The 23,131-nt window shown below is 71.4% G+C and carries 20 protein-coding genes; 15 read left to right on the top strand and 5 right to left on the bottom strand.

Translation table 11 applies throughout. The annotated features are described in order from the left end of the window. Positions 1–714: 714 nt before the first annotated feature. Both ACFVTC_RS12580 and ACFVTC_RS12575 read right to left on the bottom strand, forming a co-directional pair. Complete coding sequence (locus ACFVTC_RS12580) at positions 715–1,404, bottom strand: L,D-transpeptidase (protein WP_390126561.1); 690 nt, start codon at positions 1,402–1,404, stop codon at positions 715–717. Between the two features lie 3 nt (positions 1,405–1,407). Further along, positions 1,408–1,995, bottom strand: a complete 588-nt coding sequence (locus tag ACFVTC_RS12575; protein ID WP_390126560.1) for a pyridoxamine 5'-phosphate oxidase family protein — start codon at positions 1,993–1,995, stop codon at positions 1,408–1,410. A 163-nt stretch (positions 1,996–2,158) separates the two neighbouring features. Here ACFVTC_RS12575 and ACFVTC_RS12570 point away from each other — a divergent pair, with 163 nt between their 5' ends. The 5 genes from ACFVTC_RS12570 (at position 2,159) to ACFVTC_RS12550 (ending at position 8,283) form a co-directional block, all read left to right on the top strand. Beyond that, complete coding sequence (locus ACFVTC_RS12570) at positions 2,159–3,352, top strand: argininosuccinate synthase (protein ID WP_390126559.1); 1,194 nt, start codon at positions 2,159–2,161, stop codon at positions 3,350–3,352. Positions 3,353–3,450: 98 nt separating this feature from the next. Further along, a complete protein-coding gene (gene argH / locus ACFVTC_RS12565; protein ID WP_390126558.1) occupies positions 3,451–4,884 on the top strand; it encodes an argininosuccinate lyase in 1,434 nt (477 codons plus the stop codon). A gap of 235 nt (positions 4,885–5,119) precedes the next feature. Further along, complete coding sequence (locus ACFVTC_RS12560; RefSeq protein ID WP_390126557.1) at positions 5,120–6,091, top strand: aldo/keto reductase; 972 nt, start codon at positions 5,120–5,122, stop codon at positions 6,089–6,091. Between the two features lie 81 nt (positions 6,092–6,172). Next, positions 6,173–6,718: a TetR/AcrR family transcriptional regulator gene (locus ACFVTC_RS12555; RefSeq protein ID WP_390126556.1), complete on the top strand. Its 546-nt coding sequence runs from the start codon at positions 6,173–6,175 to the stop codon at positions 6,716–6,718. Positions 6,719–6,720: 2 nt separating this feature from the next. Then, a complete protein-coding gene (locus ACFVTC_RS12550) occupies positions 6,721–8,283 on the top strand; it encodes an MFS transporter (protein WP_390126555.1) in 1,563 nt (520 codons plus the stop codon). Positions 8,284–8,532: 249 nt separating this feature from the next. Here ACFVTC_RS12550 and ACFVTC_RS12545 read toward each other — a convergent pair whose 3' ends face one another. After that, positions 8,533–9,222 (bottom strand): lysophospholipid acyltransferase family protein, encoded by a 690-nt coding sequence (locus tag ACFVTC_RS12545; protein WP_385089186.1) that lies wholly within the window; start codon positions 9,220–9,222, stop codon positions 8,533–8,535. 345 nt (positions 9,223–9,567) lie between these two features. Between ACFVTC_RS12545 and ACFVTC_RS12540 the strand changes: the two genes are divergently transcribed. The 3 genes from ACFVTC_RS12540 (at position 9,568) to ACFVTC_RS12530 (ending at position 11,885) form a co-directional block, all read left to right on the top strand. Next, positions 9,568–10,761: a glycerophosphodiester phosphodiesterase gene (locus ACFVTC_RS12540; RefSeq protein WP_390126554.1), complete on the top strand. Its 1,194-nt coding sequence runs from the start codon at positions 9,568–9,570 to the stop codon at positions 10,759–10,761. A gap of 74 nt (positions 10,762–10,835) precedes the next feature. Continuing rightward, positions 10,836–11,342, top strand: a complete 507-nt coding sequence (locus ACFVTC_RS12535; RefSeq protein WP_390126553.1) for a sigma-70 family RNA polymerase sigma factor — start codon at positions 10,836–10,838, stop codon at positions 11,340–11,342. A 45-nt stretch (positions 11,343–11,387) separates the two neighbouring features. Further along, the gene (locus ACFVTC_RS12530) at positions 11,388–11,885 is read left to right on the top strand and encodes a GNAT family N-acetyltransferase (RefSeq protein ID WP_390126552.1); all 498 of its coding nucleotides are present in this window, start codon (positions 11,388–11,390) and stop codon (positions 11,883–11,885) included. 77 nt (positions 11,886–11,962) lie between these two features. Here the strand turns inward: ACFVTC_RS12530 and ACFVTC_RS12525 are convergent, their stop codons facing one another. After that, on the bottom strand, positions 11,963–12,331 hold the full coding sequence (locus ACFVTC_RS12525; protein WP_266705783.1) for a hypothetical protein: 369 nt from the start codon (positions 12,329–12,331) through the stop codon (positions 11,963–11,965). 79 nt (positions 12,332–12,410) lie between these two features. Next, complete coding sequence (locus ACFVTC_RS12520; RefSeq protein ID WP_168527222.1) at positions 12,411–12,770, bottom strand: hypothetical protein; 360 nt, start codon at positions 12,768–12,770, stop codon at positions 12,411–12,413. Positions 12,771–12,838: 68 nt separating this feature from the next. On the opposite strand from ACFVTC_RS12520, the gene ACFVTC_RS12515 reads away from it, so the two are divergent. The 7 genes from ACFVTC_RS12515 (at position 12,839) to cobT (ending at position 23,054) form a co-directional block, all read left to right on the top strand. After that, positions 12,839–13,486 (top strand): HAD family hydrolase, encoded by a 648-nt coding sequence (locus ACFVTC_RS12515; protein ID WP_390126551.1) that lies wholly within the window; start codon positions 12,839–12,841, stop codon positions 13,484–13,486. Positions 13,487–13,863: 377 nt separating this feature from the next. After that, positions 13,864–14,898: a methionine ABC transporter ATP-binding protein gene (locus ACFVTC_RS12510; RefSeq protein ID WP_390126550.1), complete on the top strand. Its 1,035-nt coding sequence runs from the start codon at positions 13,864–13,866 to the stop codon at positions 14,896–14,898. Continuing rightward, positions 14,895–15,665: a methionine ABC transporter permease gene (locus ACFVTC_RS12505; protein ID WP_390126549.1), complete on the top strand. Its 771-nt coding sequence runs from the start codon at positions 14,895–14,897 to the stop codon at positions 15,663–15,665. Before ACFVTC_RS12510 ends, ACFVTC_RS12505 begins: the two co-directional genes overlap by 4 nt. Positions 15,666–15,777: 112 nt before the next feature. Then, on the top strand, positions 15,778–16,605 hold the full coding sequence (locus ACFVTC_RS12500) for a MetQ/NlpA family ABC transporter substrate-binding protein (RefSeq protein WP_390126548.1): 828 nt from the start codon (positions 15,778–15,780) through the stop codon (positions 16,603–16,605). A gap of 187 nt (positions 16,606–16,792) precedes the next feature. Further along, a complete protein-coding gene (locus tag ACFVTC_RS12495) occupies positions 16,793–17,431 on the top strand; it encodes a GNAT family N-acetyltransferase (RefSeq protein WP_390126547.1) in 639 nt (212 codons plus the stop codon). Positions 17,432–17,723: 292 nt separating this feature from the next. Beyond that, complete coding sequence (gene cbiE, locus ACFVTC_RS12490; RefSeq protein ID WP_390126546.1) at positions 17,724–18,935, top strand: precorrin-6y C5,15-methyltransferase (decarboxylating) subunit CbiE; 1,212 nt, start codon at positions 17,724–17,726, stop codon at positions 18,933–18,935. 345 nt (positions 18,936–19,280) lie between these two features. Next, entirely contained in the window at positions 19,281–23,054 is a 3,774-nt protein-coding gene (gene cobT, locus ACFVTC_RS12485) for a nicotinate-nucleotide--dimethylbenzimidazole phosphoribosyltransferase (RefSeq protein ID WP_390126545.1), read from the top strand. The last annotated feature ends 77 nt before the right edge of the window (positions 23,055–23,131 follow it).

Raw genomic sequence — 23,131 nt, 5'->3', positions numbered from 1 at the left:
GCCGAGCGCTGTGCGTTCAGTGGCTGCGGAGTCCGGTTCCGATTCCGTGGGTGCCGGTGGCAGGCGGCCGGGCAGGTGCCCGCGCGGGCGGGGCCGATCCGGGTGTTCGACGCGCAGCGAATCGGCGAACGCGTGTTGGCCCATGACTGTGGGCCCACGGGTGTTGGCCTACGACTGTGGGCCCACGGGTGTTGGCCTACGACTGGACCCACGGGTGTTGGCCCACGAGTGTTGGTCAACGCGGGTCGGCCCACGACTGTTGGTCAACGCGGGTTGGCCCACGAGTGTTGGCTGGCGCGGGTTGGCCCACGAGTGTTGGTCAACGCGGGTTGGCCCACGAGTGTTGGCTGGCGCGGGTCGGCCCGCGAGTGTTGGTCAACGCGGGTCGGCCCACGACTGTTGGTCAACGCGGGTTGGCCCACGACTGTTGGCTGGCGCGGGTCGGCCCGCGAGTGTTGGTAAACGCGGGTCGGCCCACGAGTGTTGGCTGGCCAGCGCGTGTGGGCCAACGTGGGTGGGCACGCGCGTGTGGGCCAACGCTTGTGGGCGCCGAACGCCGAACGCCGAACGCCGAACGCCGAACGCCGAACGCCGAACGCCGAACGCCGAACGCGAACGCGAACGCCGAACGGCGGGCGCCGAACGCCGGACGCCGGACGCCGAACGCCAGGCGCCGGACATCGAGCCGCACATCCGCTTCGGCGCCCCGGCGACTCAGTACCGGGTCAGGGCGGTGCCGCCTCCCGTCGTTCCGATCGCGATGTGCGGCGCTCGCGCGGGATCGACCCAGGCGAGGATCCGGCGCATGGCCTCCGCCGGCACGGACACACAGCCGGCGGTCGCCCCGCGCCCGTCGACGTGCAGGAAGATGCCGGCGCCGCGACCCCGTACCGGCTTGTCGTAGTTGAAGCCGACGACGAGGGCGTACGCGTACTGAGGGTCGTACGTGATCAGGTGCTCGGACTCGGTGGCGCGGCAGTCGGCGGGGCGGGGCTCGGTCCAGCGGTTGTAGGAGCGGGAGTCGTTGTCCTCGCACCACCAGGACTCCTGGCGCACCCGGCGGTAAGGGGCTCGGGTGCCGTCCGGCGCCTGGCGGATGCCGAACGCGTACGGGAGGCCGTACAGCCCCGTGGGTGTCGTGTTCGTGCTCTGTCTGCGTGAGCCGCCCTCGACCAGCCCCTTGGCCCCGAAGCGCGCCACCGCCGACCCGGTCCTCACCCAGTGCCCGTCGCGCCGGTCCCACCAGGTGAGCGTGCCCGACGTCGCGTCGGCGCGCGGCGCCTGTGCCGTGATCAGCTGGCTGCCGCCGCCGGTGTCAGCGAGTTGCTCGGGCAGGGGCGGCGGCCCGCCCGGGGCGAGGGCGAGCAGGGACGCGGACGCGAGGGCGACGGCTCCGAGGCGCATGGCTCAGACGGTAGTGGGCGGCAGCGGGAGCGGCAGCCCGGGTAGGCCGTCCAGGCTCGACGCGATGTGCTCCTTCTTGGCGAAGTAGGTGTTCAGGGAGGTGTCGTCCTCGCGGGCGAAGCGCTTGGCGTGCAGGTCGCGGTCCTCGTCGTACGACATGAAGGGCACCGCGTAACCGCAGGTGTCGCGGACGAGCTCCGCCGTCACGACGATGACCGCGCGCAGGCCGTGCGGGGCGGGGTCGACGCCGGGGAAGTGCGCGAGCAGTTCCTCGAAGCGGGGGTCGTCACGGAAGACGGGTTCGCCGCGGCCGTGCACCCGGACGATGTTGGGCGGCCCCTGGAAGGCGCACCACATGAGGGTGATCCGGCCGTTCTCCCGCAGGTGGGCGATGGTCTCCGCGTTACTGCCGGCGAAGTCGAGGTAGGCCACGGTTCGTTCGTCGAGCACGGCGAACGAACCGGTGATGCCCTTGGGGGAGAGGTTGATCGTGCCGTCCGGGGACAGCGGCGCGGTCGCGGTGAAGAAGAGGGGCTGGGCCTCGATGAACGTGCGCAGCCGACCGTCGATGCGGTCATAGGTCTTTCCCATGTCTAACGATTATCGAGCAAAGTCCTTTGATTGTCTAAGGATTTCCACCGGCGTGTTCGCTCCGGGTCGACCCGGAGCTCCGGAGGGTGAGTCCCAATTGACGAATCATGCAGAGTTCTGCATACTCATGCATACCAGCGGATGCACTGCGAAGGAGAATCCCGTGCCCGAGCGCGTCGTACTCGCCTACTCCGGCGGTCTGGACACCTCCGTCGCCATCGGCTGGATCGCCGAGGAGACGGGCGCCGAGGTCATCGCCGTCGCCGTGGACGTCGGCCAGGGCGGCGAGGATCTGGACGTCATCCGCAAGCGCGCCCTCGCGTGCGGCGCGGTCGAGGCCGAGGTCGCGGACGCGAAGGACGAGTTCGCCGACGAGTACTGCCTCCCGGCGATCAAGGCCAACGCCCTCTACATGGACCGCTATCCGCTGGTCTCCGCGCTCTCCCGGCCGACGATCGTCAAACACCTCGCCGCCGCCGCGCGCAAGCACGGTGCCACCACGGTCGCCCACGGCTGCACCGGCAAGGGCAACGACCAGGTGCGGTTCGAGGCCGGCATCGCCGCCCTGGCCCCCGACCTCAAGTGCATCGCCCCGGTCCGCGACTACGCGATGACCCGCGACAAGGCGATCGCCTTCTGCGAGGCGAAGCGGCTCCCGATCGCCACCACCAAGAAGTCCCCGTACTCCATCGACCAGAACGTGTTCGGCCGGGCCGTCGAGACGGGCTTCCTGGAGGACATCTGGAACGCGCCGATCGAGGACATCTACGAGTACACCGCGAACCCAGCCGAGCCCCGCGAGGCCGACGAGGTCGTCATCTCCTTCAAGGCGGGTGCACCGGTCGCCCTCGACGGCAGGCCCGTCAGCGTCCTGCAGGCCGTCCAGCAGCTCAACGAGCGGGCCGGGGCCCAGGGCGTCGGCCGGATCGACATGGTCGAGGACCGGCTCGTGGGCATCAAGTCCCGCGAGGTGTACGAGGCTCCGGGCGCGATCGCGCTGATCACCGCGCACCAGGAGCTGGAGAACGTCACCGTCGAACGCGAACTGGCCCGCTACAAGCGGCAGGTCGAGCAGCGCTGGGGCGAACTCGTCTACGACGGCCAGTGGTTCTCCCCGCTCAAGCGCGCTCTGGACGGCTTCATCGACGAGGCCAACCGGCAGGTCGACGGGGACGTCCGGATGACCCTGCACGGCGGCCGCGCGGTCGTCACCGGCCGGCGCTCCGACACGTCGCTCTACGACTTCGACCTGGCGACCTACGACACGGGCGACACCTTCGACCAGGCGGCCGCCAAGGGCTTCATCGACATCTACAGCCTGTCGTCGAAGATCGCCGCCAAGCGCGACCTGGGGTGACACCGAAGCCACTCCGCACGCACTAGCCTGACGGCCGCCTCCTCGCTTTCCTGGGCGCGGAGGCGGTCGCACACCGCCATCTTTGAGGAGCAACGCAAGTGAGCAGCAACAGCGGTGACGTACGGCTCTGGGGCGGCCGTTTCGCCGACGGTCCCGCCGAGGCCCTGGCCAGGCTGTCCGCGTCCGTCCACTTCGACTGGCGGCTCGCGCCCTACGACATCGCCGGATCGCGTGCCCACGCGCGCGTGCTGCACAAAGCGGGCCTCCTCACGGACGACGAGCTGACCCGGATGCTCGAAGGTCTGGACCGGCTCGAAGCCGATGTGGCGGACGGTTCCTTCGTCGGCACCATCGCCGACGAGGACGTCCACACCGCCCTGGAGCGGGGCCTGTTGGAGCGCCTCGGCCCGGACCTCGGCGGCAAGCTGCGCGCGGGCCGCTCCCGCAACGACCAGGTGGCGACGCTCTTCAGGATGTACCTGCGCGACCACGCCCGGATCATCGGCGGCCTGGTCGCCGACCTCCAGGACGCGCTGATCGGCCTCGCCGAGGCCCACCCGGACGTCGCCATGCCCGGCCGCACCCACCTCCAGCACGCGCAGCCCGTGCTCTTCGCGCACCACGTCCTCGCGCACGTCCAGTCGCTGTCCCGGGACGCGGAGCGCCTGCGTCAGTGGGACGAGCGCACGGCCGTCTCGCCGTACGGGTCGGGCGCGCTGGCCGGTTCCTCGCTCGGCCTCGACCCGGAGTCGGTCGCCAGGGACCTCGGCTTCGAGCACGGCTCGGTCGCGAACTCGATCGACGGCACGGCGTCCCGCGACTTCGTCGCCGAGTTCGCCTTCATCACGGCGATGATCGGGGTGAACCTCTCCCGGATCGCCGAAGAGGTCATCATCTGGAACACGAAGGAGTTCTCCTTCGTCACGCTCCACGACGCGTTCTCCACGGGCTCGTCGATCATGCCGCAGAAGAAGAACCCGGACATCGCGGAGCTCGCGCGCGGCAAGTCGGGGCGCCTCATCGGCAATCTGACGGGCCTGATGGCCACGCTCAAGGCGCTGCCCCTCGCGTACAACCGCGACCTCCAGGAGGACAAGGAGCCGGTCTTCGACTCCTGCGACCAGTTGGAGGTACTGCTCCCCGCCTTCACCGGCATGATGGCCACCCTCACCGTCCACCGCGAGCGGATGGAGGAACTGGCCCCGGCCGGCTTCTCACTCGCCACCGACATCGCCGAGTGGCTGGTCAGGCAGGGCGTGCCGTTCCGTGTCGCGCACGAGGTCGCGGGCGAGTGCGTGAAGGTCGCCGAGGCCGAGGGCATCGAACTCGACGGTCTGAGCGACGAGCAGTTCGCGAAGATCTCCCCTCATCTGACGCCCGAGGTGCGGTCCGTCCTGAACGTGCCGGGCGCGCTCGCGTCCCGCGACGGACGTGGCGGTACGGCGCCGAGCGCGGTCGCCGTGCAGCTCGCGGAGATCAGGTCCGACGTGACCGCCCAGCACGCCTGGGCCACGGCGAAGCGGAAGAAGTGACGCGGTCCTGGAGCGGCCGGTGGCGGACGTGAGTGAACCCCCGGCCGGGAGCGGACAGAGCCGGGCAGGTGCGAGCGGCACCGGACAGGTCCGGTCGGTATCTGAAGTTGATCCGAGCGGTATCTGACAGGAAGTGCCAGTGCCGGGCAGAAGGAGCGGCGGGTCCGGTGGGGCGGGGGCATCGCGGGTTAGGTTGGCCGGAATCCGTACGGAGCCGATCGGAACGGAGCCCGCGATGCCCTTCGCCCGCCTCGCCTCAGCCACGACTCCCACCGCGCACATCGGGCTCGGCCTGGCCGCGGTGGGCCGCCCCGGCTACATCAACCTCGGCCGCGAGGACGACCTCCCGGCCGTACGCAGTGTCGACGCCCTGCGTGAGCGCGCCCATGAACTCCTCGACGCCGCCTACGCCCAGGGCGTGCGCTACTACGACGTGGCCCGCTCGTACGGCCGCTCCGAGGAGTTCCTCGCGGACTGGCTCCGCTCCCGTCCGGGCGTCGACGACGTCGTGGTCGGCAGCAAGTGGGGTTACACCTACACGGCGGACTGGCGCACCGACGCCGAGGCGCACGAGGTCAAGGACCACGGCCTCGCCACCTACGAGCGGCAGCGCGCCGAGACCGCCGAGCTGCTCGGTGACCGGCTCGACCTCTACCAGATCCACTCGGTGACCCCGGACAGCCCGGCCCTCACCGACCGGAAGCTGCACGCCGAGCTGGCCGAAGCCGCGGCCGGGGGCCTCTCCATCGGCTTCTCCACGAGCGGGCCGGCGCAGGCCGACGCGATCCGTGCCGCGCTCGCCGTGACGGTCGACGGCACACCCCTCTTCCGTACCGTCCAGTCCACGTACAACGTCCTGGAGACCTCGGCCGCGCCCGCGCTCGCCGAGGCGCACGACGCCGGGCTCACGGTGATCGTCAAGGAGGCCATGGCCAACGGCCGCCTCGCCGCCGGGCACGCCCCGGACGCGGTCGCCGCCGTGGCCGCGCAGACCGGGCGGGGCGCGGACGCCGTCGCCCTCGCCTTCGTCCTGTGCCGCCCCTGGGCCGGAGTCGTCCTCTCCGGCGCGGCCACCGCCAACCAGCTCGCCTCGAACCTGCACGCCGCGGTCGTCGATCTCGACGAGGACCGGCTGGCCCGCCTCGACGCCCTCGCCGAGGAGCCGGGGGCCTACTGGGAGCATCGCGCACGGCTGCCCTGGCACTGAGAACCCGCCGAGCGGGGGGATACGTGAGACGTCGACGCTCCTAATGAGACACGAATGTCTCACATGGGTTATCCTTGTCTCATGGCTGTCGACCGTGACCATGTGCTGCGCAGCGCGGCCGCCCTCCTCACCCGCAGATCCACCGCCACCATGGACGAGGTCGCCCGAGCGGCCGGGATCAGCAGGGCCACGCTGCATCGCCAGTTCGCCGGTCGCGACGCGCTCGTGCGGGCGCTGGAGGCGCTCGGCATCGAGGAGTGCGAGGCCGCCCTGGACGCGGCCCGCCTCGACGACGGCACCGCGCAGGAGGCGCTGCGCCGTCTGGTGCACGAGCTGGAGAAGGCCGCCGGACTCCTCGCCTTCCTCTACACCGAGAACCAGCTGTTCGAGGGCGAGGAACAGAACGAGGGCTGGGCCAGGCTCGACGCCCGTATCGCCGCGCTGTTCCGGCGCGGCCAGGACAGCGGCGAATTCCGCATCGACCTCACCCCGGCCTGGCTCACCGAGGCGCTCTACGGGCTGATCGCCTCCGGCGCCTGGGCGGTGATCGAGGGGCGGGTCGCCACCAAGGACTTCACCTTCATGATCGTCGAGCTGCTGCTCGGCGGCGCGCTACGGAGAGAGTGATCATGACCAGCACCCTGCGGAACGGGGGTGTCCCCGGCACGGACGAAGCCGGGAGGGCGGGGGAGTACACGGCGAAGGCGGAGAAGCGACCGGGCCGCTGGCTCGCGCTCTCGGTGCTCGTGCTCGCCGTGCTGCTGGTGGCCGTCGACGCGACCGTGCTCGGTCTGGCGACCCCTTACATCAGCGAGGACCTGGAGCCCTCCGGCACCCAGCTCCTGTGGATCGGCGACGTCTACTCCTTCGTCATCGCCGGCCTGCTCGTCTCCATGGGCAGCCTCGGCGACCGCATCGGCCGCAAGCGGCTGCTGCTGATCGGCGCCACCGTGTTCGGCGCGATATCCGTGCTCAACGCCTATGCCACGACACCGGAGTTGATGATCCTGGCGCGGGCGCTGCTCGGTGTCGCGGGCGCGACCCTGATGCCCGCCACGCTCGCCCTGATCCGCAACCTCTTCCACGACCCGCGCGAACGCAGCCTCGCCATCGGCATCTGGGGCGCCACGGCGTCCGCCGGTACCGCGGTCGGACCCGTGGTCGGCGGCTTCCTGCTCGAACACTTCTGGTGGGGCTCGGTCTTCCTGATCAACGTGCCCGTGATGCTCGTCCTGGTGCCCGTCGGCATCAAACTGCTGCCCGAGTCCCGCAACCCGAACCCCGGCCCCTGGGACCTTGCCAGCGTCGCGCTCTCGCTCGTCGGCATGATCGGCATCGTGTACGCGGTGAAGGAACTGGCCATGCACGGGTTCGTTCGGCAACCGGTGGCCGTGGGCCTGCTCGGTGCCCTGGCCCTGTACGGGTTCGTACGGCGCCAGCTCGGCATGCCGATACCGCTGCTGGACATGCGGCTGTTCCGTAACCGGGGCTTCTCGGCGGCCGTGGCCGCCGACCTGCTGACCGTCTTCGGAATGTCCGGACTCGTCTTCTTCCTCTCGCAGTATCTGCAACTGGTGCAGGGCAGAGGGCCGTTCGAGGCGGGTCTGGCCGAACTCCCCGCCGCCGTCGGCGCCGTGGGGGCGGGCCTGGTCGCGGGCTCGGCCGCCCGGCGGTACTCGGTGCGTGCCGTGGTCTCCGGCGGGCTCGCCGCGGTCGGCCTCGCGCTCGCCGCGCTCACCCTGCTGAGCCAGTCCACCGGCTACACGCTGCTCGGCACCGCGCTGCTGGCCGTCGGTGTCGGCGCGGGCTTCTCGTTCACCGTCACCGCCGACGTGATCCTCTCCAGCGTGCCCAAGGAGCAGGCCGGCGCGGCCTCCGCGGTCTCCGAGACGGCGTACGAACTCGGCGCCGCCCTCGGTATCGCCCTGCTGGGCTCCATCGTCACAGGTGTGTACGCGGGCTTCACCGGGCCCGCGGGTACCCCGGCCGGAGCTCACGAGTCCCTGGGTGGTGCGGTGGAGGCGGCCGCCAAGCTCCCCGCCCACACCTCGGGGGCCCTGCTGGACGCGGCCCGTACGTCCTTCGTGGACGGCCTGGCACTGGCGTCCGGCATCGGGGCAGCGGTACTGCTCGTCACGGCGACCGCGGCATGGTTCCTGCTGAGGGGCCAGAAACTGGAATCCGGGGTCTAAGGGCTGTCCCGTAATCCCCGGCGGGCGCACGACGACAGCTACGGCACCTCGCCGCGTTGTCGGATCGCCCGAATACGCCCAGTATGAGGACGACCCTCCGCCTTGCGATGCACCGCATCTGACGCCGCGCGCTGATCCACCGGGGATTACGGGACAGCCCTTAGGCAGGCGCCCCGTCAGGGTTGCGGGGAGCTGCGCGACAAGCCACGAAGCACCCGCACCCGAGAGACGACCGAACCGCCGGAGGCGCTACGCCGCCTTGGCCTTCGTGGCGTACATGTCCACGTACTCCTGGCCCGACAGCAGCATGACCTCGGTCATCACCGAGTCGGTCACGGCGCGCAGGACATAGCGGTCACGGTCCATGCCCTCGTACCGCGAGAACTCCATGGCCTCGCCGAACCGGACCGTGACCCGGCCGGGACGCGGCATCCCCGCACCGCCGGGCTGCAGCTTGTCGGTGCCGATCATCGCGAACGGGACGACCGGCGCGCCGGTCATCAGGGTGAGCCGGGCGATGCCGGTGCGGCCGCGGTAGAGGCGCCCGTCGGGGGAGCGGGTGCCCTCCGGGTAGATGCCGAAGACCTTGCCCTCCTCCAGGATGCGACGGCCGGTCATCAGCGCCGCGACACCGCCGTTGGCGCCGTCGCGGTCGACCGGGATCATGCCGACGCCGGTGAAGAACCAGGCCATGAGGCGGCCCTTGAACCCCTTGCCGGTGACGTACTCGTCCTTGCCGATGAAGAGCACCTGCCGGTCGCAGACCAGGGGCAGGATCATCGAGTCGATGAACGTGAGGTGGTTGCCGGCCAGGATGACCGGACCGTCGCCCGGGATGTGCTCCACGCCCTCCACCCGTGGGCGGAACATCAGGCGCATGATCGGTCCGAGCACTGCCTTGATGAGCACGAAGCGGGACAACGGGCCCTCCGGTGTCAAGGGATTCGGTATGAGTCTGTGCAGGTGAGGACGATACTCGCGGGTCCCGGGTGATTGCACATCGGGTTCACCGCCCGGACACGCACTGTTGACCAATGTTTACCTGCCGTGGCCTGCGGTCGAGCATCTGTCACCCGTTCGACACGATGTGACGGAAGTCGCCCCCGGACGGCGCAAGGCTCCCCCGGTCGGCCGCCCCCACCCGACGATCCGTCATCACCCGCCTCCCGTACGCCATCAGGCGGAGCCCAGGTGTTCCGCCGCGGGTCTCCCTCCCGTCACGCAAGGGCCCCTACGATCGACGCGCTTTGACAGGTGCAGGGCGGGTACGCGGGAGGAGCGCACATGGGGACGCAGGAGTCGCACGAGTCGCAGGAGTCGAACGGGCGGGAACGGGGCACGGGGCGGCGGGCCCTGCTCGGGGCCGCCGTGCTCGGGGCGGGTGGAGCGGTCCTCGGACTGTCCGGCGCGGCTCGGGCCGACGAGCGTCACGGGGGCGGCGGTCACGGCGGCGGGTACCGGAGTCTGCCGAAGCCGACCGTGATCGGACACCGCGGCGCCAGCGGCTACCGTCCCGAACACACCTTCGGCTCTTACCAGCTGGCGCTCGACATGGGGGCCGACGTCATCGAGGCGGGCGACCTGGTCCCCACCAAGGACGGTCACCTGGTCTGCCGGCACGAGCCCGAGATCGGCGGGACGACCGATGTGTCGGCGCACCCGGAGTTCGCCGGCCGCAGGACGACCAAGACCCTGGACGGCGTCCCCACCACCGGCTGGTTCACGGAGGACTTCACGCTCGCCGAGCTGAAGACCCTGCGGGCCGTCGAGCGCATCCCCGCCAACCGCCCGAACAACACCCTCTACAACGGCCGCTGGGAGATCCCCACCTTCGAAGAGGTCCTCCACTGGCAGGACGAGCAGACCCGCAAGCGCGGCAAGCAGGTCTGGATCTACCCGGAGACCAAGCACCCCACCTACTTCAGGGCGCTCGGTCTGGGCCTCGAGGAGCGCCTCGCCAAGGTGCTGCGCAAACACGGCAAGGACGGGAAGAACTCGCCCGTCATCATCCAGTCCTTCGAGCCGACCAGCATCCAGCGCCTCGACAAACTCGTCGACAACGCGCTCGTCGTCCTGCTCTCCGCGGCGAACACCCGGCCCTGGGACTTCGTCGCGACCGGTGACCCCCGCACGGTCGCGGACCTCGTCGAGCCCGCCGGCCTGAAGTGGATGGCCTCGTACGCCCAGGGCATCGGCCCCACACTCGACCTGGTCATCCCCAAGGACGCCGGCGGCGCCCTCACCACGCCGACCACCCTGGTCGCCGACGCGCACCGAGCGGGCCTGATCCTGCACCCGTACACCATGCGCAACGAGAACGTCTTCCTGCCGGCCGACTTCCGCCGGGGCACCGACCCGAACGCCTACGGCGACGCGTTCGGCGCCTTCCGGACCTACTTCGCCACCGGCATCGACGGCGTCTTCTCCGACAACGCGGACACCGCGCTGCTCGCCCGCGAGGACTTCGTCAACGGCTGACCCCGCCACCCCGGATGGGGTGACACCCGGCCGCCCCGGCAACCTTCCGCCGGGGCGGCCGCGTCCCGCCGCACATGACCCACGAGATGGTTTCCGCGCTTCGTCCGCTGCTCGCCGCCGAGGCATCGGCGGAGGCACACGCGACCGGGACCGAACAGAGCGACCTCGAACAGGCCGTCTGGCTGCGCCTCCTGGAGCGCCTCGACTCGGCCGGCCCGCCCGCCGACCCGCCGGGATGGCTGCGACGCGCGGTGCGCTCGGAGGCCCGCCGCGCCCGCCGCGCGGCCCGCCGGGAACAGCCGTACGGCTCCGAACCCGCCGACCATGGTGGGCCCGGCCCCGAGCAGCGGGCGATGACCGCCGACTCCCGCCGCGCCCTGCAGGCCGCCGTACGCCGGCTGCCCGGCCGCTGCCCGCGCCTCATGGCGGCGCTGCTCTCCCCTCGGGACCTCACCTACCGTGAGATCGCCGGTGAGTTGGGTATCTCACAGGGCAGTCTTGGTCCGGAACGTTCCAGATGTCTTGGATGTCTGCGGCGATTGCTGACGCCGGTGGTTGCGGCCCGCGGACCACGGGGATAGGAGTGGGGAACACCGGTGGAACAAGTGAGCGGGAGGCATGCACACATGGGCATGAGCGTGACCATCTCCGGGGCGACCGAGCAGGACGTGGAGCAGATCCTCAAGCTGCAGTACCTCTGCTACCAGAGCGAGGCCGAGCTGTCCGGCGACTACGGCATCGAGCCGCTCACGCAGCCGCTCGACTCCCTCAGGGCGGAACTGGCCGACGGTACGGTCCTGGTGGCCCGGCTGGGGCAGGAGGTGGTGGCCTCGGTCCGCGGAACCGTGGACCCCGACGGCACGGCCAGGATCAACAAGCTCATCGTCCACCCGCGCATGCAGCGCCACGGGATCGGCGCCCGGCTCCTGCGCGCCGCCGAAGCGGCCCTCGCGGGAGAGCGCGGCGCCAAGAGGATCCAGCTCCACACCGGCCAGCGCGGCGGCGGCAACCTGCGGCTGTACCGAAGCGTGGGCTACGAGACGGTCGGCACGTCGAAGGGCGACGACGGCGTCACCGTCATCGTGCTGGAAAAGCCCGCGGAGACCTACGCGACGACGGCGTAGCCGCGCCCGCCCGGCAGGCGTGGCCCGACGCGGGACACGCGACCGGCGGCACGCACCTGCGCCGGCCCGCGGTCGCCCTAGCGGCTCCCCGCGGAGCGGCCGCGCAGCCAGTACATGGCCGACAGCGGCAGCAGCACCGGAATGAAGAGGTACCCCATGCCGTAGTCCGACCACACGGTGGCGTCGGGGAAGGCGGACGGCTCCACCAGCGTCCAGGTACCCACGATCAGGACACCCGCGAGCTCGGCGGCGCAGCACACCAGCGCCGCCCTGCGGGCCTTCTCGCCGCCCCGGACGAGCGAGTACGTGATGAAGCCGTAGACGAGGCCGGCGACCGCCGACAGCGAATAGGCGAGCGGGGCCTTGTCGAACTCCGTCGAGATCTGCACGGCGGAGCGCGACACAGCGCCGACGACCATCACTCCGTACAGCCAGACCAGCAGCATGCCCGGACCGCTGATGAGCCGCGTCCGTTTCCGTCCGGTCGCTTCTTCCTCGGTCACGGTGACCTCGGCCTTCGTCACGTCAGCCTCCCCAGATGTCGTACAGGCGCACTTCGAGGACGGCGAGCACCACGCCGCCGGCCGCCACCGTGATCGAACCCCAGCGGGTGCGCTCCGCCAGCGACATGAAGGCCACGGCCGGTACGCACACGAAGGCCCCGAGCAGATAGGCCACGAAGATCGTCGTGCCCTGCTCCGCCTTCTCGCCGCGTGCCAGCTGGACGATGCCGATCACCAGCTGGACCGCGGCGAGCAGTGACACCACGGCCATGCCGATGAAGTGCCAGTCCTTGGTGGGCTGATCACGGTAGGCGGCCCAGCCGCACCAGGCGGCGAGCACGAGCGCGGCGACGGCGGTCGCGACCGTCAGGGCATCAAGCATGCCGTGACCCTATTACGGGCCAAAAGGCCCGATGCCCTCGCCCCCGGCCGCCCCGTAGGGTCGGGGACATGAAGATCCACGCTGACGCCCTGCTGTTCGACAACGACGGAACCCTCGTCTCGTCCCTGGAGTCGGTGAACCGCTGCTGGACCCGCTGGGCGCGGGAGTACGGGATCACCGCCGAGGACTTCGCCCGGATCGAACTGCACGGCCGCCCCGCCGTCGAGATAGCCGCCGACCTGCTGCCCGCCGACATCGTCCCCGAGGCCCTCGCGCGCATCGAGCAGCTGGAGGTCGAGGACGTTCCGGGCGGCGTCCTGCTGCTGCCCGGAACCGCCGACTTCCTCGGCTCGCTGCCCGCGGAGCGCTGGGCGGTCGTCACCTCCGCCACCCGGCGGCTGGCCGAGGCCCGGCTCGACGAGGTCGGTGTCCGGCCCAAGACCCTGGTCTGCGCCGACGACGTCACCCGCGGCAAGCCCGACCCCGAGCCCTACCTCCTCGCCGCCCGTGAGCTGGGTGTCGACCCGGCCCGCTGTGTCGTCTTCGAGGACGCTCCGGCCGGGCTCCAGGCGGGCCGCGCCGCCGGCATGACCACCGTGGCGTTGGCCACAACCCACGCGGCTTCCGAGCTGGTCGCGGACCTGGTGGTGAAGGACCTCTCGGCCCTGTCCGCGCTGGTCACGGACGGGGGCGTGGAGATCTCCGTCCGCGGCTGAGAAGTGTCCACCGCTGTCCACGATGCGGACAGCGGTTCGGGGCCGAGTCACTCCGTCTGCTTTACTTCACTCCATGACCACGACGAGCAGCCGCACCCTTGCGACCGAGGCGACCATGACGCCCGGTGCTCGTTGTATGTGTCGAATGTGCGCCTTCTAGAGGGCCCCCGCACCACCGCCTGATCCCGCGCCCCGAAGCGGGACCGCCGCGCCCTGAGTCCGTACCGCGTACGTGACAGGGGCTGCCCCGCGCACACGTTCTCCTCCCGGTTCCCCCCGGTTCCATCGCCATCGCGAGAACCGTGCCGCGTTCAAGACCGAATGCACCCGTGCCGGAGCACACCCACGCCCCGCACTCGACAGTGACGGAAACCCCAGTGATCACGACAACGGGCCTCAGCAAGGTCTACCGCTCGCGCGGCCGTGAAGTGACCGCCCTCGACGGCGTCGATCTGCATGTCCGCGAAGGCGAGGTGTACGGCGTCATCGGCCAGTCCGGCGCCGGCAAGTCCTCGCTCATCCGCTGCGTCAACCTCCTGGAGCGTCCTACCGCCGGCACGGTCACCGTCGCCGGACAGGACCTCACCGCCCTCGTCGGACGCGGTCCGCGCGCCGGCAAGGAGCTCCGCCGGGCGCGCAGCCGTATCGGCATGGTCTTCCAGCACTTCAACCTGCTGTCCTCGCGCACCGTCCAGGAGAACGTCGAACTGCCGCTCGAGATCCTCGGCATCTCGGGGAAGGAGCGCTCCACCAAGGCGCTCGGTCTGCTCGACCTGGTCGGCCTGTCCGACAAGGCGAAGGTCTATCCCGCACAGCTCTCCGGCGGCCAGAAGCAGCGCGTCGGCATCGCCCGCGCCCTGGCCGGCGACCCCAAGGTGCTGCTCTCCGACGAGGCCACCAGCGCCCTCGACCCCGAGACGACCCGTTCCATCCTCCAGCTGATCCGCGACCTGAACCGGCAACTGGGTCTGACCGTCCTGCTCATCACCCACGAGATGGACGTCGTCAAGACCGTCTGCGACTCGGCCGCGCTCATGGAGAACGGCCGCATCGTGGAGTCGGGCACGGTGAGCGAACTGCTCGCGACCCCCGGCTCCGAGCTGGCCTCCGCGCTCTTCCCGGTCAGCGGCGACGCCTCCGGTGACGACCGCACGGTCGTCGACGTCACCTTCCACGGCGAGGCCGCGACACAGCCCGTCATCTCGCAGCTCTCCCGCACCTACAACATCGACATCTCCATCCTCGGCGCCGCGATGGACACCGTCGGCGGCAAGCAGGTCGGCCGGATGCGCATCGAACTGCCCGGCCGCTACGACGAGAACGTCGTGCCGATCGGATTCCTGCGCGAGCAGGGCCTGCAGATCGACGTCCAGGGCCAGGAGCCCGCACTCGTGAAGGACGGTGCCAAGTGACCTGGTCGGAGATGCACCCGCTGCTGTCCCAGGCGTGTTGGGACACCCTCTACATGGTCGGCTGGTCCACACTGATCGCCGTCGTGGGGGGTCTGCCGCTCGGCATCCTGCTCGTCCTCACCGACCGCGGCGGACTCCTGCAGAACGTCGCCGCGAACAAGGTCACAGGGCAGGTCGTGAACATCGCCCGCTCGATGCCGTTCATCATCCTGATGGTCGCGCTGATGAACTTCACACGCACGATCACGGGAACGACGATCGGTCGCGAGGCGGCGATCGTGCCGCTCGCCATCGGCGCGATCCCGTTCTTCGCGCGGCTCGTCGAGACGGCCGTCCGTGAAGTGGACGGCGGGCTCGTCGAGGCCGTGCAGTCCATGGGCGGTAACACCTGGACCGTCGTGCGCAGGGTGCTCGTGCCGGAGTCGCTGCCCTCGCTGATCTCCTCGGCGACCACCACCGTCGTGGCCCTCATCGGCTACTCGGCCATGGCGGGCACCGTCGGCGCGGGAGGCCTCGGCGACATCGCCATCCGCTACGGCTACCAGCGTTTCGAGACCGGGCTGATGTGGATCACCGTGGCCATCCTCGCCGTGGTCATCTCCCTCATCCAGTTCGCCGGCGACTACGCGGCCCGCCGCCTGCACCGACGCGGCGGGCACTCCGGCGCCGCGCCGAGGCTCCGGCTGCTGAAGGCCGGGACGCCCACGACCGCGGAGGCCGGCGCCACCGCGGAGGCCGCCACCGCCGACGTCGGCAAGGCCGTCTGAGCCGGGCCGCCCGAGCGCCTCACCCGCCACCCGCACACCTCACCCCCAACCGCAGACTTCCCCGTCCCACCCGAACACGGGGACGCTCCACCCCTCAGGAAAGGCACTTTTCGTGCGTAACACTGCCAAGATCACCACCGCCGTCCTCGCCGCCGGAGCCCTCACCCTCGGCCTCTCCGCCTGCGGCTCGGACAAGGACTCCGCCTCCGACACGAGCGGCCCGCTCATCGTCGCCGCGAGCCCGACCCCGCACGCCGAGATCCTCAACTTCGTCAAGAAGAACCTGGCGAAGAAGGCGGGCCTCGACCTGGAGGTCAAGGAGTTCCAGGACTACATCGTCCCGAACACGGCGACCGAGGACGGCTCGGTGGACGCCAACTACTTCCAGAACAAGCCGTACCTGGACGACTTCAACAAGAAGCGCGGCACCCACATCGTGCCTGTCGTCACCGTGCACCTGGAGCCGCTCGGCCTGTACTCCCACAAGGTGAAGAGCGCCGACGCCCTCAAGAGCGGCGCGACCGTCGCGGTCCCGAACGACGCCGTCAACGAGGCGCGCGCCCTGAAGCTGCTCGCCTCCAAGGGGCTCATCACCCTCAAGGACGGCGCCGGCAGCGAGGCGACCCCGCGGGACATCTCCAAGAACCCGAAGAACCTCAAGTTCAAGGAGGTCGAGGCGGCCCAGACCCCGCGCTCCCTGGACGACGTGGACGCCGCGGTCGTCAACGGCAACTACGCCATATCCGCGGGCCTCAAGCCCGCCAAGGACGCCCTCGTCCTGGAGTCGCCGGACAACAACCCGTACGGCAACTTCCTCGCCGTCAAGAAGGGCAACGAGAACGACCCGCGGGTGAAGAAGCTCGCCAAGCTCCTCACCTCGCCCGAGGTCAAGAAGTTCATCGAGGACAAGTACGCCGGCTCGGTCATCCCCTCCTTCTGATCCGTTCCCGCGATCCGTGCCGCCGCACGGACCCACATCCGCATCCGGTGGTCCTTCCCTGTTCCCCTTCGGGCAGTTGGGGGAGGACCCCGTGGTGCGGTTGGGTGCTTTCATGCTGCATGCTGGGCAGTTCAGCGGGCCCGCAGGTTCCGACGGCCCGATGTCCCCGACGGTTACGGAGCGGCGCATGACTAGCACCTTCCCCGACATCTCCATCAGCACGGAGCGGTTGGTCCTGCGCGCGCTCGACGAGGACGACGTCGCCGCCCTGTCCGAAATGATGAACGACGAGCAGGTCGCGGCCTGGACCGACGTGCCCCAGCCCTTCACCGAGGAGGGCGCGCGCACCTGGATCAGTGAGTACGCGCCCGCCGAACGCCAGGCGGGACGCGGCATCGACCTCGCCGTCACCGAGTTCCTCACGCAGCGGCTGGTCGGCATCATCCAGCTCGGCAAGACGAACTGGCACATCCGCTCCACCGAACTCTCCTACGTCATCGCCCCCTGGGCCCGCGGCGAGGGCTACGCCTCCGAGGCGTCGCTCGCCACCGCCCAATGGCTCTTCCGGGACCAGAAGTTCGAGCGCATCGAGGTGCGCACGGCGGCCGACAACACCGCCTCCCAGCAGGTCGCCCAGAAGATCGGCTGCATCAGCGAGGGCGTGCTGCGCAACGCGTGCATAGCGCACAGCCGCACCGAGGACGGCCGTTGGGTCGACCACCGCACCGATTTCATCGTCTGGAGCCTCCTCCCGGAGGATCTCGAAGGCGTCGGCGACCAGTTCGCCGACTCCAGTGGTTTCACGTCGTTCTCCGACTGGAACTGAACCCGGGACGGCACACAGAACTGAACACAGAACCGGACACGGGACGGAGCACGGAACCGAGCGCGAGGGCGACCCGGCCCCGGAACCCGGGGGCACCCGCGACCGGACCCGGACAAGCGCGCACGCCCTTCGGCGCCGCTCGCACCCGACGGCACCGCTGAGGCCCGAGGGATCCGCTCGCACCCGGTGGGACCCGCGCGCGGCCCCGTCCGGCAAGGCCAGGTACCCTCACGGAGCCCACCCACGGGCTGCCCCCCGACGACCTGCGAAGACCCTCTGGAGACTGACGACGATGGCCGACCGCGTCACGGTGATCGGCTGGGACGGCTCCCCCCTGACCGCGGCGGCGCGATCCGCGCTCGGCGCGGCCACCCTGGTGGCCGGAGCGGCACACCATCTGACGCTCCCCGAGGTGCCCGGGGGCGCCGAGCGCATCCGGCTCGGCAGCGTCGCCCTCGCCGCCCGCCGCATCGCGGGCCACCGCGGCAGCGCCGTCGTCCTCGCCGACGGGGACCCGGGCTTCTTCGGTGTCGTCCGCACCCTGCGCGCTCCCGAGTTCGGCCTCGAGGTCGAGGTCGTGCCCGCCGTCTCCTCGGTCGCCGCCGCCTTCGCCCGCGCCGGAATGCCCTGGGACGACGCACATGTGGTTGTCGCACACGGCCGCTCGCTGCGACGCGCGGTGAATGTATGTCGAGCTCATACCAAAGTGGCCGTCCTCACCTCACCCGGTGCGGGCCCCGCCGAACTCGGCCTGCTCCTCGAAGGCGTCCACCGCACCTTCGTCATCTGCGAGGAACTCGGCACCGCGCGCGAGCGGGTCACGATCCTCACCTCCGACAAGGCCGCCGACCACACCTGGCGCGACCCCAACGTCGTCATCGTCATCGGCGGCTTCGTCGCCGCGGCAGAGGACGGCGGCTGGATCGCCGGACGCGACCCGGCCACCGAACCACGCGGCTGGGCGCTGCCCGCCGAGGCGTACGGCGGCGCGCTCGGAGAAGGCGAAACGGATCTGCTGCGCGCTGCGCAACTCGCCCGGCTGGGTCCGCGCCCCGGTGACCTGGTGTGGGACATCGGGTCCGGCAGCGGTGCCTTCGCCACCGAGGCCGCCCGCACCGGCGCCGCGGTCATCGCGGTGGACCGCGACCTGGTGGCCTGTACCCGCACCGATGACTCCGCCCGCCGCTACGGCGTCCAGATGCAGATCGTGCACGGCGACGCCCCGCACGTCCTGGAGAACCTCCCCGAACCCGACGTCGTGCGGGTGGGCGGCGGGGGAGCCGAGGTCGTCTCCGCGGTCGCCGACCGCCGTCCGCAGCGCATCGTGACGCACGCGGCGACCCGTGACGCGGCCGAACTCGTCGGCCGCAACCTCACCGAGCACGGCTACCAGGTCGAGTGCGCCCTCATCCAGTCCGTCGAACTCGACACGAGGGCCTGGACGGAGACGGAGCGGAGCGTCGCGTTCCTGCTCACGGGCCGACTTCCCGACCGCAACCCGTGATCCTGTTGTCGTACCGCGCGCGGTAGGCTGGCCGATCGTTGTACCGCGCCCGGATGATCGGCCTTTCGTGGGCCAATGTCCGGAAAGCACGCCCGTTTTGAGGCGAGTGTGGTACGGCAGAACCGGAGGACGCGCAACGTGGCGCAGTCCACAGCGGGCCGTCGCGGATCAAGCTGTCGCGAGGGTCGGACGACCGGGACAATGCCAGTTAATGGCTTTGTCGTCTTTGTTGGCCGGTCGTTCGTGCCGCTGGGCACGCACGCTCGTTCTTCACTGTGGGGCGGTCGGTGCGCCGTTCCGGGCGAGCAGGACTTGGAAGCACTAACCGATGGGCGAGGGGTACGCATGACCGACACCGGCCAGGTCCCGGGCGAGGGACTGCCGGAGAACGCAGGCATGGTGGAGCAGCCGGGCGCCCCCGCCCCGGACGCGTACACCTTCCTCGACCCCTCCGAGAACCACGCCGAGGACGACGACCTGCTCCTCATGCCGGGTGCCCAGGGTGCCTGGGGCAACGAGGTGGGCCCGCCTGCCCCCCAGCCCCTCGTCCACGAACCGGGTCCGCACGAGACCGCCGGCCGGGACAGCGGTTCGGTCGACCTCAGCGCCGTCCGCGGGGCCGCCCCCGTACCCGCCGCGCAGCCGGTCGCGCCGCGCCGCCCACTGCACCTCGGCCCGCCGACCCCGGACGTATCCGCAGGACCGGTGCGCTCGCTCGCCGACCGCGGCCCCGCCTCCGCACCGCTCGCCACCCCCGCCCACGCGATGAACCCCGCGACGCCGGTCCGGCACGCCGGTCCCGCGACGGTGGGTCCCGAGTACCTCGACGTGCCGCAGCTCTCCGAGATCCCGCCGCAGGGCGCGGTGCCCTGGGGGGCGCCGCCCGCCGGTCCCGGGCCGACGGCTGAAGAAACGGTCGTCCCGGCCGCGGGGGAGAGCCCCGAGGCCGGCTTCGCCGCCGGACCGGAGACGGCGTTCGGGGCGGCGCCGGCGTATGACGAACCGTCGGGTACCGCGGAGTCCCCCCTGGCGCACCAGGCCGTCGAAGAGGCCGGGCACGCGGGACTCACGTCGCCTCTCGACGCCGACGCGGCGGCACCGGACGCGGCTCTCGCGCAGAGTCCCGCGGCGCCGGAGGCCGACCGCACGGCGGAGCCGGCACAGGAGCACCTCGCGCCGGCTGGTGGGGAGGCCGCGCAGGACTCCGAGCCCACTTGCACACCGGACCCGCTGGTCCCGGAGGCCTCCGACGCCGACTCGTCGGCGGCGGCCGGCGACGCTTCGCACGCGGAGCCGACGGCGGACGACGATGCCGCCGAGCAGGCGCCCGACGCCCATGTGTCCGGGCACGCCGCCCCGGCGGGGGTTCCCGTGGACGAAGGCGACCTGACGCCCGAGCAGGTGTTCCAGTCCGTCCAGGACGAGGCCGAGCGGGACCGGCCCACCCAGGCCGAGGCCGCCCACCTGGACCAGGCCGCCCACCTGGACCAGGGCGCGCACCTGGACCAGGCGGCTCACCCGGCCGCACCGGACGCCGTCGACCCGTCCGTCCACCTCGCCGACCCGGCGGGCCGTCTCACCGATCAGGGCGCGCAATTCGCGGGCCGGGCCGTCCCCTTCGTCGAGCAGGCCGCCCACGCGGCCGAGCAGGCGGCGCGGTTCCCGGACCGCGCCGTCCGGTTCGTCGACGCCGGTGTCCACATCCCGGAATCGGCGGAGCCGTTCGCGCACGTCGCGGCAGGTGGCCGCGCGGGCGGGGCGGAGAGCGGATTCGCGGAGGCCGCCCAGTTCGCGCCCCCCGCCGAGGCGCACGCCGCGTTCGCCGAGGCCGCCGCCGGCGTTCCGGGCGGCGGCGGCGCGCACGGCGAGGCGTCCCACCCGCCCGCGAACCAGCCGCACGACGGGGCGTCCCACGTGGCGAACCCGTCGCAGGACGAGGACCTCCACGGCGAGGCGCGGGACGGGTCCGGCTTCCGGAACCTCTCCGCGGACCCCTCGGCGGACGACTCGCTCGGCCGGTTCGTGCCCGTCGAAGGACAGGTGCCGACGACCCCGCACCTCGCCCCGACCCCGCCGCACGCCATGACCGTGCCGCCGCTGCCCACGCAGGAGTGGCTCCCGGCCGAGGAATCCGCCCACGAGCAGGCCCCGGCCTTCGCCGGCCCGCCGGAGGCCGCGCCCGGACGGATCACGGAGACTCCCGCCCACCAGGAGGAGCACGCCGCCCCGGTGCCCGCACCCCGCGAGGCGGAGGCGCCCCCCGTACCCGAGCCCCTCGACGCGGACCCGGAGCCCGTAGTCGCACAGCAAGCGGAGGACCTGGACACCCAGGTCGCCGACCAGGAAGAGAGCACGGCCGCAGTGGAAGACGTACGAGAGTCCACCGGCCCGGCGGCCCCCGGCTACGACGACGCCGAACGCGAGGCGGTCCTGCGCGTGATGCGCGAGCGCCGCGACATCCGCAACGGCTTCCGCAACGACCCGATCCCGCACGACGTCCTGCTGCGGGTCCTGGAGGCCGCGCACACCGCGCCGTCCGTGGGCCACTCCCAGCCCTGGGACTTCGTCGTCATCCGTTCCGCCGAGACGCGCCGCACGATGCACGAACTGGCGGCCCGTCAGCGCGAGGCGTACGCCAAGTCGCTGCCCAAGGGCCGTGCCAAGCAGTTCAAGGAACTGAAGATCGAGGCGATCCTCGACACCCCGGTGAACATCGTCGTCACCGCCGACCCGACCCGCGGCGGCCGCCACACCCTGGGCCGGCACACCCAGCCGCAGATGGCCCCCTACTCGTCCGCGCTCGCCGTCCAGAACCTGTGGCTCGCGGCGCGTGCCGAGGGTCTCGGTGTCGGCTGGGTCAGTTTCTTCGACGAGCGCGAGATGGTCCGCGCCCTCGGCCTGCCCGAACACCTGGACGTCGTGGCGTATCTCTGCGTCGGCTACGTCGACGAGTTCCCGGAGGAGCCCGAGCTCATGCAGGCGGGCTGGTCCAAGCGCCGTCCGCTGTCCTGGGTCGTGCACGAGGAGACGTACGGCCGACGCGCGCTGCCCGGCGAGGAGCCGCACGACCTGCTCGCCGAGACCGTCTCCAACATCCGCCCGCTGGACGCCAAGGCGCTCGGCGAGGCATGGGAGCGGCAGAAGCGGATGACCAAGCCCGCGGGCGCGCTCGGCATGCTGGAGATCATCTCCGCGCAGCTGTCGGGTCTGTCCCGGATGTGCCCGCCGCCGATCCCGGAGCCCGCCGCCGTCGCGATCTTCGCCGGCGACCACGGTGTGCACGCCCAGGGCGTCACCCCGTGGCCGCAGGAGGTCACCGCCCAGATGGTGGCCAACTTCCTGGGCGGCGGCGCGGTCTGCAACGCGTTCGCCAACCAGGTCGGGGCGGAGGTCTGCGTCGTCGACGTGGGTGTCGCCTCCGACCTCCCCGCGACGCCGGGGCTCCTGCCGCGCAAGGTCCGCGCGGGCACCGCCGACATGACCACCGGTCCCGCGATGACCCGCGAGGAGGTCACCGCGGCGATCGAGGTGGGCATCGAGACGGCCCGCGACCTGGTGGCGGCCGGCAACAAGGCACTCCTGACCGGTGAGATGGGCATCGCCAACACCACCGCGTCCGCCGCCCTGATCTCGGTCTTCACCGGCGCCGACCCGTCCGAGGTGACGGGCCGGGGCACCGGCATCAACGACGAGACCCTGGCCCGCAAGACCGAGGTCGTGCGGCGCGCCATCGAACTCCACCAGCCGGACCCGGCCGACCCCATCGGCGTCCTCGCGGCCATCGGCGGCCTCGAACACGCGGCGATGGTCGGCCTGCTGCTGGGCGGTGCCTCCCTCCGTACGCCGGTGATCCTGGACGGTGTCAGCGCCGGCGCGGCGGCCCTGGTGGCCCGCGCCATCGCTCCCGAGGTGCTGGCGGCCTGCATCGCGGGCCACCGCAGCGCGGAACCGGGCCATGTGGCGGCCCTGAACAAGCTGGGCCTGCGCCCGCTGATCGACCTCGACCTCCGCCTCGGCGAGGGAACCGGCGCGCTGCTGGCCCTGCCCGTGGTGCAGAGCGCGGCGCGCGCCATGCACGAGGTGGCGACGTTCGATTCCGCGGGCGTCACCGAGAAGTAGCCGGCCGGCCGTGGTGGGCAGGTGTTCCGCGGTGCGGAGCACCTGCCCACCACCGCGAGGCCGCCCGCACGCCGGGC

The organism is Streptomyces sp. NPDC057950 (genome assembly GCF_042887295.1).
Classification (GTDB): domain Bacteria; phylum Actinomycetota; class Actinomycetes; order Streptomycetales; family Streptomycetaceae; genus Streptomyces; species Streptomyces kaempferi.
This window is presented reverse-complemented; position numbering and strand designations above follow the sequence as displayed.